Raw genomic sequence first — 16291 nt, forward strand, 5'->3', positions numbered from 1 at the left:
GGGAATGTAAATAAAAATTTTGGAAAAGCTGCGGCGGGCTCAGCCTGTTTGGTCCGCGGCTTTTTCTGGCATTAAATCAGGAGGCAGCAGGATGAGTGCAACAGGAATTTCAAAAGAAATAGAGACAGCAGGACAGTTAGAGGAGCTGCGCCAGGAGGTACGGATTGCCGCAGAGGAACTTCTCAGTGCGGCAAATATGAAGCCGGGACAGATTTTGGTGGTCGGATGCTCGTCCAGCGAGATTGCATCGCATAAGATCGGTTCCTATTCCAGCGCCGAGATCGGAAAAGCGGTGTTTGAGGAGCTGTATGCAGTCACCAAGTCGCAGGGGCTTTATCTGGCGGCACAGTGCTGTGAACATCTGAACCGGGCGCTGATTGTGGAAGAAGAAGCGGCGGAAAAATATGGTCTGGAGATGGTAAACGTCGTGCCGCAGCTAAAAGCAGGCGGTTCCTTTGCAACGGCAGCCTATGCGGGATTTGAACATCCGACAGCCGTAGAGCGGATTCAGGCACACGCGGGCATCGATATCGGAGACACTTTCATCGGTATGCACCTGCGCCCGGTTGCAGTTCCGGTGCGGACCTCGATCCGTGCGATCGGCGGCGCCCATGTGACGTGTGCGAGAACGAGGCTGAAATATATTGGCGGAGAGCGGGCGCATTATCTGGATGCGAAATAAAGAAAATGAGGAGTACAAAAAACGTGGAAATCAGGAAAAATGATGAATTTGAACTGACAATCGAAGATATGAGCGAAGATGGAGCCGGGATCGGAAAGCAGGACGGCTATATCTGGTTTGTAAAAGATGCCGTGATCGGGGATCGGATCCGGGTGCGGGCGATGAAAATGAAGAAAAACTATGGTTTTGCCCGTCTGATGGAGGTGCTGGAAGCATCCAAAGACCGCGTGATGCCGGAATGCCCGGTCGCAAGACAGTGCGGCGGCTGCCAGCTTCAGATGATGAGTTATGAGGCGCAGCTTCATTTTAAGGAGCGCAAGGTCTACAATAACCTGCGCCGGATCGGCGGGATGGAGAACCTGCGGCTGCCGGAGCGGGCGGATAGTGTGATTGTGGATAAAACCATCGTGATGGAGCCGATCCTGGGGATGGAGCAACCGTGGCGCTACCGCAACAAGGCACAGTTTCCGTTTGGACGCGATAAGGATGGAAGAATCATTGCCGGATTTTACGCGGGACGCACCCACCATATTGTGGAAGCGGAGGATTGCCTGCTGGGTGTCGAAGAAAATGCGGTAATTCTGGATATTATCAAGAAAATCATGGAAGAATATCAGATTGCGCCATATGACGAGGAGACGCACAAGGGTCTGATTCGCCATGCATTGATTCGGAAGGGATTTTCAAACGGCGAGCTGATGGTCTGTCTCGTCATCAATGGAAAGAAGCTGCCGCATGCGGATATTTTTGTGGAACGCTTAAAAGAAGTCCCTGGCATGACCAGTATTTCCTACAACATCAATCAGGAAAAAACAAACGTGATTCTTGGTGCGGAGCTTGTAAACTTATACGGACCAGGCTATATCACAGATAAAATCGGAAATGTATCGTACCAGATTTCGCCGCTTTCTTTCTATCAGGTCAATCCGGTGCAGACGGAAAAACTCTATGGAACGGCGCTGGAATACGCGGGGCTGACCGGTGGGGAGACTGTATGGGATCTGTACTGCGGAATCGGAACCATTTCCCTGTTTCTGGCGCAGAAAGCGAAGAAAGTGTACGGTGTAGAGATCGTCCCTCCGGCGATCGAGGATGCCCGCCGGAACGCGGCATTAAATGGCATGGAAAATGTCGAGTTTTTCGTCGGAAAAGCTGAAGAGGTACTTCCAAGGGAGTATGAAAAAAATCAGGTCTATGCCGATGTCATCGTCGTCGATCCGCCGCGCAAAGGCTGTGACAGCGTCTGCCTCGACACGATCGTCCGGATGCAGCCAAAGCGGGTAGTCTATGTCAGCTGCGATTCCGCCACATTGGCGCGCGATGTGAAGTATCTGAATGAAAGAGGATACGCGGTGGAGCGCGTGAGATGCTGTGATATGTTCGGGATGAGCGGGCATGTGGAGACGGTAGTTCTTTTGTCCCAACATTGAGACAAGAGTACTTGTCTCGATGAACGCGGCAGTCGGCAAATCGAGATGCAAGCATCTCGGCTTGCCTCGTTGCTCGCGCAAAAACCAGATGACACGATAGAGATCGATTTAGACCTGAACGAGCTGGATGCAACCAGTGCAGAGCCGAAAGCGACCTATCAGGAAATCAAAGATTATGTGCTGAAAGAATTTGGCTTGAAGGTTTCAAATTTATATATTTCTCAAATCAAAAGGAAATGTGGAATCGAAGTAGGAGAGAACTATAATCTGCCAAGTAGGACGAAAAATCCTATTTGTTCAGCTTTTGTGTTTATAAGGGGTCAAAGAAGAAGCAAATTACAATTCTATAGCAAGTGATCTTTTCTAAGTTTTGGAAGGCTGGTTTTTCCGTCATAGCTAGTTAAGATTGAGTATATCTATCATAACACGAACATATATTTGATTAAAGAAAATGCGGATATTTTTAAAGTGATTGTGTCAATTTACAATCAATTTCTATTCAATGTGGTTTTCCGGTAGGTTCTGTAAAATAAGCTCAGATCAAAACAATGACGGGAGGAGCTTATGCAACAGAATATTGAATTTGAACGGTGCATTGATTTTCTGGTACGGATGATTGATAAGTACGGCGATGAAGTCCTCCGAGAGTTGGAGGAAGAAAAACAGAATAAGGAAGAAAAAGAAGCGGCAGTTTCCTGAAATACAAAATGTAAATCAGACTGTCGCTTTTTTGTGAAATTATTCGGCTGTGTTATCTTTTACTTCTGCAAGCATATAAGGATTGAATTTACTTTTACGCTTAAATATAATATAATTTAAGCACAAAAGCAAATATCAAGGATAAGGAGGACAACTATGTCAATATCAGATATTTTGGAATCGCTAATTGAAAAAGACAATGGATATTTGATTACATCGAAGGCCGTTGAATCAGGTGTATCAAAGCCATCTGTCTCAAAATACGTCAGAGAGCATGATATGGAAAAAGTGGCACATGGCATTTATATTTTAGATAATGTGTGGCCAGATGAGTTGTTTGTACTCCAGCAACGAAATAAGAATATTATTTATTCGGGCGAGACCGCCCTTTATTTGCATGGTCTTATCGACAGAGAATACAGTCATATTTGTTTCACTGTTCCTACCGGATATAATGCAACACATATCAAAAAGAAAAACAAAAAAGTTCGTTACGCAAACCCAGAGATTCTTGATATGGGGACCTGTGAAATCCCGTCAAGCAGCGGTAATTTGGTTAAAGTGTATGACAAGGAAAGATGTATTTGTGATTTGATTAAAGATCGAAAGAAATATGAAATTCAGTTATATCAGACAGCAATCAAGGAATATATGTCCTCGAAGGAAAAGAATCTTTCAAGATTGATTGAGTATGCGGTTAAACTTGGAGTAAGGGATGAAGTGATGATGTATGTGGAGGTAATGATATGATTCATACAGCGGAACAAGTTTTGAAGAAATATCCTCTAAGAGATAGTGAAATATCTATTGTCTTAGAGGATTTTTGTTGAAGAATTTTAATATTCAAGAGTTTGTTTTTTCCTCTTTGACATTAAGCTATGGTTTAAGCCGTAGCTGGCTTTACGTTAGTAATTTTGGAGTAGGATTCGTGAGAGTTCTACCCTGTTGTTGATTTTGACAGTGATGTAAGAGAACGACGGATATGCAGTGAAACCATAATACAATAAAAAGAATATTTGCTGATTTCTCATGAACGTGATACACTTATAGATAAGCTGTATCGGCTGTCGATCACGACCGTTTCGGCGGTGTGAAAATGAAAAATTCCGGCACCGGAGGCTTTCAGAGTCACGATCATGCGACCGTGCGAAAGTTCCGGTGCCTTTTTATTTCAAAGGAAAGTGCGCCCTGATGAAAGCGGCAGAGAATATTTTGAGCGGTATTTGAGAAAGGAAACAGGAGATGGATGACAAAAAAATAGCCGTACTGATCGATGCGGAAAATGTGTCCGGCAAGTATATCAAGCTGATTTTAGATGAGGTCAGCAATTATGGAAGTGCGACATACAAGCGCCTTTACGGCGATTTTCAGACGCCGAGCGTGCGGGCGTGGATGAAGAACCTGCGCGACTATGCGATCACGCCGGTTTTCCAGTACAATTATACGCAGGGGAAAAATGCCTCCGATTCGGCGCTGATCATCGATGCGATGGATATTTTATATTCGGGCAATGTGGATGGCTTCTGTATCGTCACCTCGGACAGTGATTTTACGAAGCTGGTGCTGCGCCTGCGTGAGTCAGGCATGACGGTGATCGGCATGGGAGAGCGCAAGACGCCGAATGCATTTGTTTCGGCGTGTGAGACATTTAAATTCCTGGATATTTTATTAAACGATGAAAATCCGTCGCAGAATCCGTCCCTGCCGCAGACGCGCAAGGAGAGTGAGGCGGATGGTTCCAGAAAAGAGGCAGAGAAAGAAAGCGATCCGAATGCAGTCAGCAATATTCCGAACATGCAGGAGATGGAGAAAGAGATTATCTCGATCATCAATACACATGCGGACGATGACGGATGGGTGGATTTATCGGAGCTGGGAGACAATCTTCCAAAGCGTGTGCCGGGATTTGACCCGCGAAATTATAAATGCACGAAGTTGAAGCAGTTTATCGAGCTGTTTGATTCCGTTGAGGTTCGGTCAGCGCGCAATCCGCACAATAAGATTCTGTCGATCATCTATGTGCGTGTCAAACAGAAAGAAGAAAAGCCGGTACTTTCCAAGGTACGGCGCGGCGGAAAACGAAAGAAGGATGCGGACGCGGAAGAATAGTAAGCATATGCGGTTCGTATGAGAATAAAAAGTTGCAGAAGCGGCTGTGATTCGTATGAGGCTGGAAGAATGCAGCAGTGGTTGTAGTGTTGTGTCAGCTGTTACAAAGACAGACTGTAAATTGAAAAGTGAAGGATAGAAGATAGGAGAGACAGGAACATGACAAAGGAAGAGCTTGCATTAGAGGTAATTGACCGCCTGAAAAAAGAATATCCGGATGCGGGTTGTACGCTGGACTACAATCAGGCGTGGAAGCTGCTGGTCAGTGTCCGTCTGGCGGCGCAGTGTACCGATGCGCGTGTCAATGTGGTAGTCAAGGGATTGTTTGAGAAATATCCAAATGTGGCGGCATTGGCGGATGCCCCGGTGGAAGACATCGAGGCGATTGTGAAGCCGTGCGGTCTGGGACACAGCAAGGCGCGGGACATCAGCGCCTGTATGAAGGTGCTGCGCGACGAGTACGGCGGGCATGTGCCGGATGATTTTAACGCTCTGTTAAAGCTTCCGGGAGTCGGCAGAAAGAGTGCCAACCTCATTATGGGGGATGTGTTTGGAAAACCGGCGATCGTCACGGATACGCACTGCATCCGCCTGGTAAACCGGATAGGGCTGGTGGAAGGAATCAAGGACCCGAAGCGCGTGGAAATGGCACTCTGGAAGCTGATTCCACCGGAGGAGGGCAGCGATTTCTGCCACCGCCTGGTGTATCACGGGCGTGAAGTCTGTACGGCGCGGACGAAGCCGTACTGTGACAAGTGCTGTCTGCAGGATATCTGCGCGAAGGCAGGCGTGGAGTAGAAAGTCTGAAAAAGTCATGGAAACAGATGCAGATAGGAAAAGGATGACAGGAGGCAGAAAAATGGACGAAGAACGGCAGGAGACAGCGGATTGGCGTATCGTCTGGCAGATGTTTTTTCCGTGCGTCATCAGCGATTTAATCGGCGGATGTGTGGAGGCGCTGGGACATCTGGAGGGAAATGTGGGAAGAACCGTGTCGTCGTTTCTTACATTTGCTGTGATTTATCCATTTTACTGGCGGAGGATCCAGAAAAAGAAAGAGAACAGGCGCATAGCAGAGGCAGACGGGATGAAAGAGCAGGTCTCTCCACAGATAAAGACGACAAAGGAAGAAAAATGTGGATATTTCTGGGAAAAAGTGCCGGATGTGTGGAAAATCCTGCTGGGGGCAGCTGCGTTCAGTGCTGTGTTTAACATGATTTTCTGGGCATTAGAAAAAAAGGAGATTTTCCTGGGAGTGCTGCATATTGCAGTGCAAAAGGTTCGGATGACTGGGCAGGTAGCTGAAGCGGTGTCTCTGTGTTTGAAAATGCCTCAGGGGGATATGCTTGCGGCAGCTCTGGGAAAAGGTGCGTCGGAGGGCACCGCCGCTTTATTTTCCGGCGCCCTGTGGCAGCAGTTCTTTCTCATGGGCATTGCCGCCCCACTTTCCGAAGAACTGCTGTTTCGCGGCATTATATTTGAGCGCCTGCGTATGGCGCTCCCATTTTTCTGGGCGGCACTTGGGTCGGCGGCATTTTTCGGGTTGGTGCATGGAAACTGGGCGCAGGGGATTTATGCGGCGCTCATGGGACTTATACTGGCGTGGCTGTATGAAAAAAAGAACCGTCTGTGGGAACCTGTGTTATTTCACAGTGCAGCAAATTTGACGGCGATGCTGATGCGGGGGCTTCTCTGGCACTGGTGAGGACATAAAAATACAAACAATTTCGAGAACGCAGGATTGTGTTTGCTCGAAGAAAGAACAGGAGGAGATACTACGATGCTTTCATTTGCAAGCGATTATACAGAGGGCGCCTGCGAGGAGATACTCCAGAAGCTGGCGGAGACGAACCGGGAGAGTCTGCCGGGATATGGCATGGACCGGTACTGCCAGAGTGCCGCCAGAAAAATACAGGAGGCGACCGGATGCCCGGAGGCGGAGGTTTATTTTCTGGTGGGCGGTACCCAGACGAATGCGGCCGTGATCAGTAGCATGCTTGCACCGTATGAGGGCGTAGTAGCAGCGCAGACAGGGCACGTGAGTATTCATGAAGCCGGGGCGATCGAGTACACCGGGCATAAGGTGTTGCAGCTTCCGGAAAAAGATGGGAAGATTGATCCGGCGGATCTGCAGGAATATCTGCAAAATTTCGAGGCGGACGCAAACCATGATCATATGGTATTTCCGGGAATGGTGTATCTTTCCCATCCGACGGAATACGGAACCTTATACAGCCGGAAGGAGCTGCAGGCGATCTCGGAGATCTGCCGTTCGTATGAAATCCCGCTCTATCTGGACGGGGCGCGTCTTGGATATGGTCTGGCGGGGGAGGAAAATGACCTGAGTCTTTCGGAGATCGCGCATCTGTGTGATGTATTTTATATCGGCGGCACGAAGATGGGCGCATTCTGCGGAGAGGCAGTTGTATTTGGTGAGAAGAAGAATGTTCCGGCGCATTTTATTACCCGGATCAAGCAGCAGGGCGCGCTGCTGGCAAAGGGACGCCTGCTGGGAATCCAGTTTGATGTGCTGTTTACAGACGGGCTGTACGAGCGCCTGGGACGCCATGCGGTAGAGATGGCGGCAGCTTTAAAGAAAGGGTTAAAACAGCGCGGTTATACGTTTTTCCGTGAGTCCCCGACCAACCAGCAGTTTGTGATCTTGGAAAATGACCGGATGGAGCAGATTGAAAAAGAGGTTTCCGTGAGCTTCTGGGAGCGGTATGACGAGGATCACACCGTTGTCCGTTTTGCGACGAGCTGGGCGACCAGAGAGGCGGATCTGGAACATTTGTGGGAGATTTTAGATCGGATTGAGGCAGAAAGAGAGAAGTAGAGATGGAACGTAATGTAACGATGGCGGAGATTTCAGATGGAAAGCTGTACAGCCGGGACGATATGGTAAAAGCCGGATGCGATGATTGCCGGGGCTGTTCGGCGTGCTGCCACGGAATGGGTAATTCGATCGTGCTGGATCCATATGATGTGTACCGTCTGACCACCTTGCGCGGGGACACGCTGGAACATCTGCTGGAGGAGAAAAAGGTGGAGTGGAACGTCGTGGACGGACAGATTCTGCCGAATCTGGCTCTCCGGAGCGGGGCGGATGAAGCCTGTGGGTTTCTCGATGAAGCAGGGCGCTGCCGGATCCATGCATACCGGCCGGGTATCTGCCGCCTGTTTCCACTGGGGCGCTTTTATGAAAATGGAAGTTTCCAGTATTTTCTCCAGATTCATGAGTGTAAAAAGGAAAACCGGACGAAAGTCAAAGTGAAAAAATGGATCGATACGCCAGATTTAAAGCGGTATGAGGCGTATATCAGCCGGTGGCATTATTTCTTAAAAGATATAAGAAGGGCGGAAACGGAGGCGGCGCAGAACCTTTTGGCAGAACCATGCATCGGAACGCCGGAGGAACAGGAGATACAGAAGAAAAACCGTGCCACTGCGGCAGCCGAGCGCGAAAAACGGCGCAATCTGTTGATTATGAAACTGTTCTATCTGCTTCCGTATGATGGAGAGAAGGACTTTTACGAGCAGTTTGAAAAGCGGATGCAGATGGCGGAGCGGAGTTTGCGATAAATCCTTTGTTGAAGACAAATCCGCAAGGATGTTTGCCCGCAGCTGTGAAGAGGCAGAAACGTTTTGACAGAGTGAAATAAGAAAGGAGATTACCGATGCTTCATACAGATTTTCACACCCACACCACGTTCTGCGACGGAAAGAGTACACCGCGGGAGATGGTGGAGGCGGCATACCGGATGGGAATGACCGATTTTGGTGTTTCAGGACATGCTGATTTTTCGATGTTTGAGCCGGGATTCGGGATGGACGACGAGAAGCTTCGCCAGTATACCGAAGAACTTCAAGAACTCCGGGAGGAATACCGGGGAAAGATGAATCTCTATATCGGGATCGAGCTGGATGGACTGGGACCGGTGCAGAAAGCAGAGTACGCGATCGGCTCGACCCATGCGCTCATCAAGGATGGCGAGTATGTTTGTGTGGATGATACGGAAGAGAAACTGGTAAAAGCAGTCGAGACGCTGTGGCATGGTGACTGGTACGCGTTTGCACGGGAGTATTTCGAGGCAGAGGCGCAGATTTATGACCGGACAAAATGCGATTTCATCGGACATTTTGACCTGTTGACAAAATTTAACGAGGGATATAAACATTTTGACGAGACGAAAGACGCCTATCTGGAACCGGCGATCACGGCGATGCACAAACTGGCGGCTCTGGGGATTCCGTTTGAGATCAACACAGGCGCCATGTCCCGCGGCTATCGGAGTGCGCCGTACCCGTCCGCAGCTCTGTTAAAAGAGCTGTGTGCCTGCGGCGGACGTATCCTCATCAACTCCGACAGCCACAGTACCGACACGATCGGATATGGGTTTAAGCAGGCGCAGGAGCTGGCGGTGGCGTGTGGATTTAAAAGTGTGTGTGCCCTGAAACCGGGTGGCGGATTTAGGGAGATACTTCTTGTATAAAAAAGACAGAAAGAAAAATATACAAATTCTAAATTTCAACCTTAAAAATGCTGAAAATAAAGCCGAAATATTTTTATTTTTAGTGAATCGTTTTCAGAGAACCCTGCTATAATATGAGCCGTAACAAGGAGATAGATACTTAACAAAACCCCATGGCTGAGGGCTGCTAAGCACAATGTGTTTTCCACACAGGGCGTGCGGAAGGCGCAGATCAGATTTTTGGAGGAAAAGACAAATGACTACTTTAAAAGCTGAAAAAAGAAGCATGGATGTTAAGGCAAAGAGACTCAGAAGAGAAGGTTATGTAACAGGCAACGTATTTGGCAAGAAGATTCAGGGCTCCATTCCTGTTAAGATGGAAAAGAAAGACGTGGATCGTCTGCTGAAGAACGAGACCAAGGGCGGACAGATTATGCTGGATGTAGAAGGCGAAGTCTACGATGTCCTGATCAAGGAAGTTGACTATGATGCAATGGCAAATCAGGTTGTAGAAATAGATTTCCAGGCGCTGGTAAGCAATGAGAAGGTTCATTCCGTTGCTGAGATTATCTTCGAGAACCACGACAAGGTAGAAACTGGCGTTCTGCAGGAGGTACTGAAAGAAGTATCGTACCGCGCATTACCGGCTGCACTGGTTGAGAAAGTCAAAGTTGATGTTGGTGAGATGGAGATTGGTGATACAATTCGTGTCAAAGACCTTTCGATCGCAAAAGATAAAGACGTTGATATTCTGACCGATCTGGAGGCAGTAGTTGCTACCGTCACAGCGGTTCACAACAATGTACCGGAGACCGATGAAGAGGCTGACGCAGAAGAAGCTAAATAATTGAAGCGCAGTGCCAGGATGAAGTGAAACGGGATGCTGTCCGCAAGGCAGATAAAAAGTTTCGTGGAATGATTGAAACATGAGAAAAGGCGGATGTACTGACCAGATGGCCGGTATATCCGCTTTTGAATTTTGTATGAACTTTTTTTGCAGATGGTAAAAGAAGATGAGGTTATGGCTTCATATATGCGTCATAAATTTCCGGATCAATATTCTCACGGATACTCTCATATACGCTTCCAGCCGCCTCCCGGATGGCATCGCGCGTTTCATCCGAGAGAGTTAAAATCGCGGTGCCGCTCGCTTCGATCGTAGCGATACGGTCAAAGATGCGCGCGTCGGACTGTTCTCTGGCATACTCGGTCGCGGTTTTGGCTGCCTGCGTCATGATTTCCTGTTCTTCCGGAGTCAGGTTCTGGAAGAAATCGTCATTGACAATCAGGGAGATCAGATGTGGCAGGTGGTTCGTATCGACCACATAATCCTGCTGTTCGTAAAGACGGTTGGAGACGATGACCTCATACGGGTTCTCCTGCGCGTCGATCGTGTGCTGCTGGAGACCGATATACACCTCGCTGAAGGTCATTGGCGTCGGATTGGCGCCGATTGCTTTCCAGAATGCGAGATGATAGCTGTTTTCCATGGTACGGATTTTCTGCCCTTTGAAATCCGCCAGAGAGTAAACCGGTTTATTTGTGCTCATGATGCGGAATCCTTGATCTGCCATGCCGAGCAGGTGGTAACCGCCGTCGGTGTACACCTGGCTGATGAGATTGTAAAAATCCGGATCATCCAGCTTTTTGCGGCAGTCATCCAGCGAATCAAAGACGCATGGAAGGTCAAAAACGGCGAGATCCTTCATGAAAGAAACCTGAGGGGCGGTGTTCTGCACGACAAATGGGATATCGCCGTCCGCGCACGTTTCGAGCAGGTCGCGGTCACCGCCGAGTGTGGAGTTGGCGTAAACCTGAATCCGCATTGCGCCGTTGCTTAAGTCATGTACTTCCTCCGCAAATTTTTCGGCAAACAGCTGCGTTACCGTGTCCTCCGGGCTGGCGGTCGCCAGTGGCCAGGAATAGCGCTGTTCTTTCTGGCTGGAGGCGCAGCCGCTCAGCGCGAGCGAGGCGCCGAATAAAAGAACCGACGAAGAAATGAGCGCCGCAGCGAATCGGAAAGAAGTCCGGCATCGGCGGGACACTAGGTTTGAAATATAAATCATAATGGGAGATCCTTTCAAATTTAAAAATATCCATTTCATATGTGAAATATTCCATTCACAGCCTGAAAGCGTGAAGCAGGTCGTTATATGAAATCTTTCAGAGCTTCAACATTTCCAAGCGTCCATTCAGCATTATAACAATCCCAGCGACAAAGCCGGTATAAACGTAATCAGCAGCAGCGCCACCAGAAACAAGCCAATCATCGGCATCGCTTTTTTGGCGATCGCCATGATCGGGACGTCGGTCAGGGAGCTGGCGACAAAGAGGTTGACGCCGATCGGCGGGGTTACGAAGCCGATTGCCAGATTGACAACCATGATCACACCGAACTGGACCGGATCCATGTTGATCGCTGTCACGATCGGGAGCAGGATCGGGGTCAGAATCAGGATCGCCGGGGTTGTATCCATGACCATTCCCACGATAAGCAGGAACAGGTTGATGACAAGCAGGATCATGACAGGGCTGTTGAAATGTTCCAGGATAAAGCTGCTGACCGCCTGCGGCACCTGCATCAGGGTCAGGACTCTGGAAAATGCCGTGGAAGCTGCCAGAATAAAGAGGATCGGTGTGAATGTGCGGATCGCTTCCACAAAAATCGGCGGGATATCCCGGAATTTCATGGTCCGGTAGAGGAACAGGCTGACAAACAGGGCATAGAAAACGGAGATAACTGCTGCTTCCGTGGGGGAGGCGATGCCGCTGTAGATACAGCCAAGGATGATGACCGGGCTTAAGAGAGCGAAAAAGCTTTCGCGCAGCACCCGGAACAGCCCTTTTTCGCGCAGCAGATGGATTTCAGCGTGGATTTTTTCTCTATCTTCGCCGTAACGCCGGCAGTGATAGATGGCATACAGCATCAGGAGCAGACCAATCATCAGACCCGGAATGACGCCGGCTAAGAACAGACTGCTGACAGAGGCACCGGACGCCATGCCGTACATGATAAACGGGATACTCGGCGGAATGATAACGCCCAGACCGCCTGCGACTGCCACGATCGCGGTAGAGAAAGTCCGGTCATAGCCGAGGGCGCTTAAAATCGGGATCGTCATGCTTCCGACGGCTGCAACGGTTGCCGGGGCAGAGCCGGAGATAGCGCCGTAGAAGAGGCAGGTCACGATGACCGCGCATGGCATACCGGCGGTAAAATTGCCAAGAAAGAAGGCGAATACGTCAAACAGCTTCTTGGAAATACCGCCTTTTGCCATGATGATGCCGGATAAGACGAACATCGGCACGGCGAGCAGGGGAAAAGAATCCAGTCCGCCGAACATGGCGCGGATCAGATACTTAGCGCCGACCGTGAAGGACGGGTCAAAAACGGAAGGGAGAACCGAGGCGATACCGAGCGTGATCGATACCGGGATTGCGATGACAAGCAGCACGACAAAGATAACAAATAAGAGAGCAGCAGGCATCAGTGTTCCTCCTTTCCAGATGGTGTATTTGCCTCGATGAGAGATTCGATTTCATTGGATTCCTTTTCCGGCATATCTGCATTTGCATGGATAAAGGATTCCGGTGTATTGCGCTCCGGGTGGGCCGGATCGTAGACATCTTCGCCGCGGGCAACCTTAAATTCGATGATCCAGCGCTGCAGAATGCGGAATGTTACCAGAAGAAAGGAAACAAACGGCGCTGCCTGAATATAGTACATCGGAATCCCGCAGGCGGGGGATAACTGTCCGCTGTGAATGGCGGACATCATGTAAGAGTATGCAAATGGGATCATATAAAGGAAAAAAATCAGCTCAAAGGTGTGGTTGACAACCTTAAAAAGAGCCTTACCTCTGCGTGGAAAGGCAGCGACGAACTGTTCGATCTTGATAGACAGGCACTTTTTGCTGCAATAGCTGACGCTTAAAAAACCGCTCCAGATAAAGAGAAAACGGGTAACCTCCTCGGACCAGGACAGAGACTGCCCAAGCGCGTAGCGGGAAAATATCTGGATTCCCATAATGAGTGTCATCGCAGCCAGCATGACAACCAGCAGAAATTCTTCCAGGTTTTCATCCAGCCAGTGAAGTGTTTTTTTCATGAATAATCCCCTTGTAAATACGGATAATAGGTTGCTGTTTATGCAGGCACGTTTGAAAACGGATGTGCCGCTTGATAACAATAATAGACCTGCGATGGAGGTAGCAGGTCTTGAGTGCCTCGCGGAGAATTCCCACGTACCCGCAGGCACAGGGATTTCCGGGAGTAAAAAAATAGGTGGCTAAAAGTATAATATAGGCACTTTTGGAACCGAAAGTGCCGTAAGATAGCGTGGTGGCAGCTGGAATTTGCCGTATTTAAATGCGAAGCCACGGCAAATTCAGTTACTGGGCACGTTAGCGTGAACAGTAACCGAATAACTGGATAAGCCAGATATTACATCGCACTGTGAAGCAGTCCCAGTACAGTCTCCAGATCCTTTACGCCCATCTGACCCGGTGCGGATGCCTTCTTGGCAGCGCCGAAGGTCATGGAAGAACCAAATACCTCGCCGCAGAGACGGCTGATAACGCCGGTGCCAGCCATCGACATGGTAATGATTGGACGGTCCGCATAGAGGGAAGTCATTTCCTCGGTGGCAGAGAGAAGCGTTAAAACATCTTTCTTGTTCTGCGGCATAACTGCGATCTTCGGGATATCTGCATTCATATCCTGCATCTTACGCAGGCGGTAGATGATGTCGGATTTCTCCGGCGTCTTGTGGAAGTCATGGTTGGAAGCGATGACTTTCACGCCAGCAGCATGTGCACCGTCTATGATCTTGGTTACAATCGCGTCGCCGGTAAAGATCTCTACGTCAATGAAATCGACATAGCCGGTCTGAGCTGCCTTGATGTTCAGCTTTGCGTAATCTTCCGGCTCGATGGATTTCTCGCCGCCCTCTTTGGAGGTACGGAAAGTCATCAGAATCGGAGTCTCGCCGAGAACGGCACGCAGTTCCTTTAAGACGTCTTCTACCTTCTCAAAATCAAAGACACCCTCGAACCAGTCTGCACGCCATTCTACCACATCAACCGGAATAGAATCAAACGTTTTTGCCTCGTCGATGATTTCCTGTTTGGTAACGCCTACGATCGGAACGATGATCTTCGGTGTGCCGGAGCCAATTTCGATATTTCTAACTTTGATAGTATTCATAATCAGAGAATCCTTTCATTTTATCAATAAATATTTATTTGTCGCTTTCTGCCAGAGACACCATTTTCGCGTAGCGGGCATTGACAAAGAGTCCTAAGAGAACGCCGATGGCAGTCAGTACGATATTCATTATCATAACATGGGATGGTGCCATTTTGGAAGCGGCAGTCAAAATTGTGTAATTACATAAGGAAGAAGCAATCATAACCAGTGCGGTTACGGTCCCCTTGATCTTCGGGAACAGCATGTTGCAGACGGAGGTTACAATCTGTAACAGACCGCCCGCGCCTGCCCAGCCGATGATGAAAGCGCCTGCAATCATAAGGGTCTGGCTGTGACCGATGAGTACGGCAACCAAAGTAACGAGGCAGATAACCGGGTAAACGAGGATGAAACGTACATCCTTGATTTTACGGGTCAGCAGGGAGGTGACAACGAGCGCCATCAGGGTACCTGCGGAATAGTAGGTCTGCATGATGGACGGGTTCGCCCAGCCTGCATTTTCTTTTGCGAAGTTCTGCGCGCAGTTTAACCATAACTGGAAGGTACCGGTGCAGGTGAAACCAATCACGATCATGGCGATGGACTCAAACGAAAAATTTGTGTGTTTTAAGCTGGCGATGAGTCCCTCGGATTTGCCCTCTGCCTTCTGCTCAGAATCTGGCAGCGGGAACAGGAAAATAAGTACAAATAAAACAGCGTAAATAATACCGCATCCGATAAATAACGGATTGTAAGATACCATGCCGGTGGCGGTGGTTGTCACAGCAACACCGAGTACGAACGGCAGAAGCATCTGCGCGATCGCAATGAAAAATTTGATTCCCATGGTAGCGACACCCGGAGCGCTGCTGATAATCTCGGCAACCGCCGGATAGATACCGGTATCAAGGAACGAGTTGGAGATACCTCCGATGATTGCACATACATAAGCAATTTGATAGCCGCCGTTTTGTCCGGCGCTGAAAGCGAAAGCAAGTCCAATCAGGTAAACCGCATAGGAGGCGCTGCCGATCGCGGTTGAGATGCGGCGTCCCAGTTTGTCGGAAAGTGGTCCGGCAAATGGAAGTGCAATCAGACGTCCGAGTCCTAAAGCAGCGGAAATCGCGGTGATCGCCATTGCCTCAACGCCCCAGGCTGCGGCAAGCGCTTCCTTGATGACTGCCTGTCCGAGAATCGAACAGCCGACGCCATGGATAAAGTAGTTTAAGTACATGATAAGTGCACTTGGCAGATATTTCTTGTTCATGATTTTCTCCTTAATTCAAGATCCGCCTGTCGGGCTGCCGTTTCGGAAACCGGGCGGATGATGGCTGATGTTCTGTCACAAACACAAAGGAGATGCCGATATAAAAAGTTCTGTTTTAGTGTTAGAAAAATAACACGTTTGATGCCTTTATTCTAATAATTATTATAGCCGAAGTCTAATACTTTTATAGCAAAAAACCAATGCATTTTAAGCATTAATGTGTTATAAATATGATTATGGGTTACTGTTCACGGGTAGGCACTTTTGGAACCGAAAGTGCCGTAAGAAAACGTGGTGGCAGCAGGAATTTGCCGTATTTAAATGCGAAGCCACGGCAAATTCCGTTACTGGGCACGTATGCGTGAACAGTAACGATTATGGAAGTTTGGTGTGATGCATTTACGGCTGATATTGCGAAGAGTTAATACGAAGATACATAAAGACG

Annotated in this window: 17 protein-coding genes; 12 read left to right on the top strand and 5 right to left on the bottom strand. The window is 48.8% G+C overall.

Translation table 11 applies throughout. From position 1 onward, the window contains the following. Positions 1–91 precede the first annotated feature (91 nt). From DW931_RS11745 to DW931_RS11795, 12 genes are all read left to right on the top strand, one after another. Complete coding sequence (locus DW931_RS11745; RefSeq protein WP_022358840.1) at positions 92–682, top strand: TIGR01440 family protein; 591 nt, start codon at positions 92–94, stop codon at positions 680–682. Positions 683–705: 23 nt separating this feature from the next. After that, a complete protein-coding gene (gene rlmD / locus DW931_RS11750) occupies positions 706–2112 on the top strand; it encodes a 23S rRNA (uracil(1939)-C(5))-methyltransferase RlmD (protein WP_347559447.1) in 1407 nt (468 codons plus the stop codon). 45 nt (positions 2113–2157) lie between these two features. Further along, positions 2158–2469 carry a hypothetical protein gene (locus DW931_RS16300; protein ID WP_243015257.1) on the top strand — a complete coding sequence of 104 codons (312 nt, stop codon included), beginning with the start codon at positions 2158–2160 and terminating at the stop codon, positions 2467–2469. Positions 2470–2676: 207 nt separating this feature from the next. After that, positions 2677–2811 (top strand): hypothetical protein, encoded by a 135-nt coding sequence (locus DW931_RS16415; RefSeq protein ID WP_255646893.1) that lies wholly within the window; start codon positions 2677–2679, stop codon positions 2809–2811. A 156-nt stretch (positions 2812–2967) separates the two neighbouring features. Continuing rightward, positions 2968–3561, top strand: coding sequence for a type IV toxin-antitoxin system AbiEi family antitoxin domain-containing protein (locus DW931_RS11760; protein WP_118469317.1), 594 nt, complete (start codon positions 2968–2970; stop codon positions 3559–3561). Positions 3562–4053: 492 nt separating this feature from the next. Further along, positions 4054–4920, top strand: a complete 867-nt coding sequence (locus DW931_RS11765) for an NYN domain-containing protein (RefSeq protein WP_118482016.1) — start codon at positions 4054–4056, stop codon at positions 4918–4920. A 159-nt stretch (positions 4921–5079) separates the two neighbouring features. Beyond that, positions 5080–5718, top strand: a complete 639-nt coding sequence (gene nth, locus DW931_RS11770) for an endonuclease III (RefSeq protein WP_117796723.1) — start codon at positions 5080–5082, stop codon at positions 5716–5718. A gap of 61 nt (positions 5719–5779) precedes the next feature. After that, entirely contained in the window at positions 5780–6625 is an 846-nt protein-coding gene (locus DW931_RS11775; protein ID WP_181986254.1) for a CPBP family intramembrane glutamic endopeptidase, read from the top strand. A 75-nt stretch (positions 6626–6700) separates the two neighbouring features. Next, positions 6701–7756, top strand: a complete 1056-nt coding sequence (locus DW931_RS11780) for an aminotransferase class I/II-fold pyridoxal phosphate-dependent enzyme (protein ID WP_118469313.1) — start codon at positions 6701–6703, stop codon at positions 7754–7756. Positions 7757–7758: 2 nt separating this feature from the next. Beyond that, positions 7759–8502 (top strand): YkgJ family cysteine cluster protein, encoded by a 744-nt coding sequence (locus DW931_RS11785; protein WP_118469311.1) that lies wholly within the window; start codon positions 7759–7761, stop codon positions 8500–8502. A gap of 95 nt (positions 8503–8597) precedes the next feature. Further along, entirely contained in the window at positions 8598–9413 is an 816-nt protein-coding gene (locus DW931_RS11790) for a histidinol-phosphatase (RefSeq protein ID WP_118469309.1), read from the top strand. A 235-nt stretch (positions 9414–9648) separates the two neighbouring features. Further along, the gene (locus DW931_RS11795) at positions 9649–10239 is read left to right on the top strand and encodes a 50S ribosomal protein L25 (protein WP_118469307.1); all 591 of its coding nucleotides are present in this window, start codon (positions 9649–9651) and stop codon (positions 10237–10239) included. 172 nt (positions 10240–10411) lie between these two features. Here DW931_RS11795 and DW931_RS11800 read toward each other — a convergent pair whose 3' ends face one another. From DW931_RS11800 to DW931_RS11825, 5 genes are all read right to left on the bottom strand, one after another. Then, a complete protein-coding gene (locus DW931_RS11800; protein ID WP_118469305.1) occupies positions 10412–11458 on the bottom strand; it encodes a TRAP transporter substrate-binding protein in 1047 nt (348 codons plus the stop codon). Between the two features lie 132 nt (positions 11459–11590). Next, positions 11591–12880 carry a TRAP transporter large permease gene (locus tag DW931_RS11805; protein WP_118469303.1) on the bottom strand — a complete coding sequence of 430 codons (1290 nt, stop codon included), beginning with the start codon at positions 12878–12880 and terminating at the stop codon, positions 11591–11593. After that, positions 12880–13500, bottom strand: coding sequence for a TRAP transporter small permease (locus tag DW931_RS11810; RefSeq protein ID WP_117796717.1), 621 nt, complete (start codon positions 13498–13500; stop codon positions 12880–12882). The genes DW931_RS11805 and DW931_RS11810 overlap by 1 nt, the downstream gene beginning before the upstream one ends. Positions 13501–13835: 335 nt before the next feature. Continuing rightward, the gene (gene aroD / locus DW931_RS11820) at positions 13836–14600 is read right to left on the bottom strand and encodes a type I 3-dehydroquinate dehydratase (RefSeq protein WP_338126570.1); all 765 of its coding nucleotides are present in this window, start codon (positions 14598–14600) and stop codon (positions 13836–13838) included. Between the two features lie 31 nt (positions 14601–14631). After that, positions 14632–15846 carry an MFS transporter gene (locus DW931_RS11825; RefSeq protein ID WP_118469297.1) on the bottom strand — a complete coding sequence of 405 codons (1215 nt, stop codon included), beginning with the start codon at positions 15844–15846 and terminating at the stop codon, positions 14632–14634. Positions 15847–16291: the final 445 nt, after the last annotated feature.

Source organism: Clostridium sp. AM43-3BH, from assembly GCF_003479985.1.
Lineage (GTDB): Bacteria > Bacillota > Clostridia > Lachnospirales > Lachnospiraceae > Otoolea > Otoolea fessa.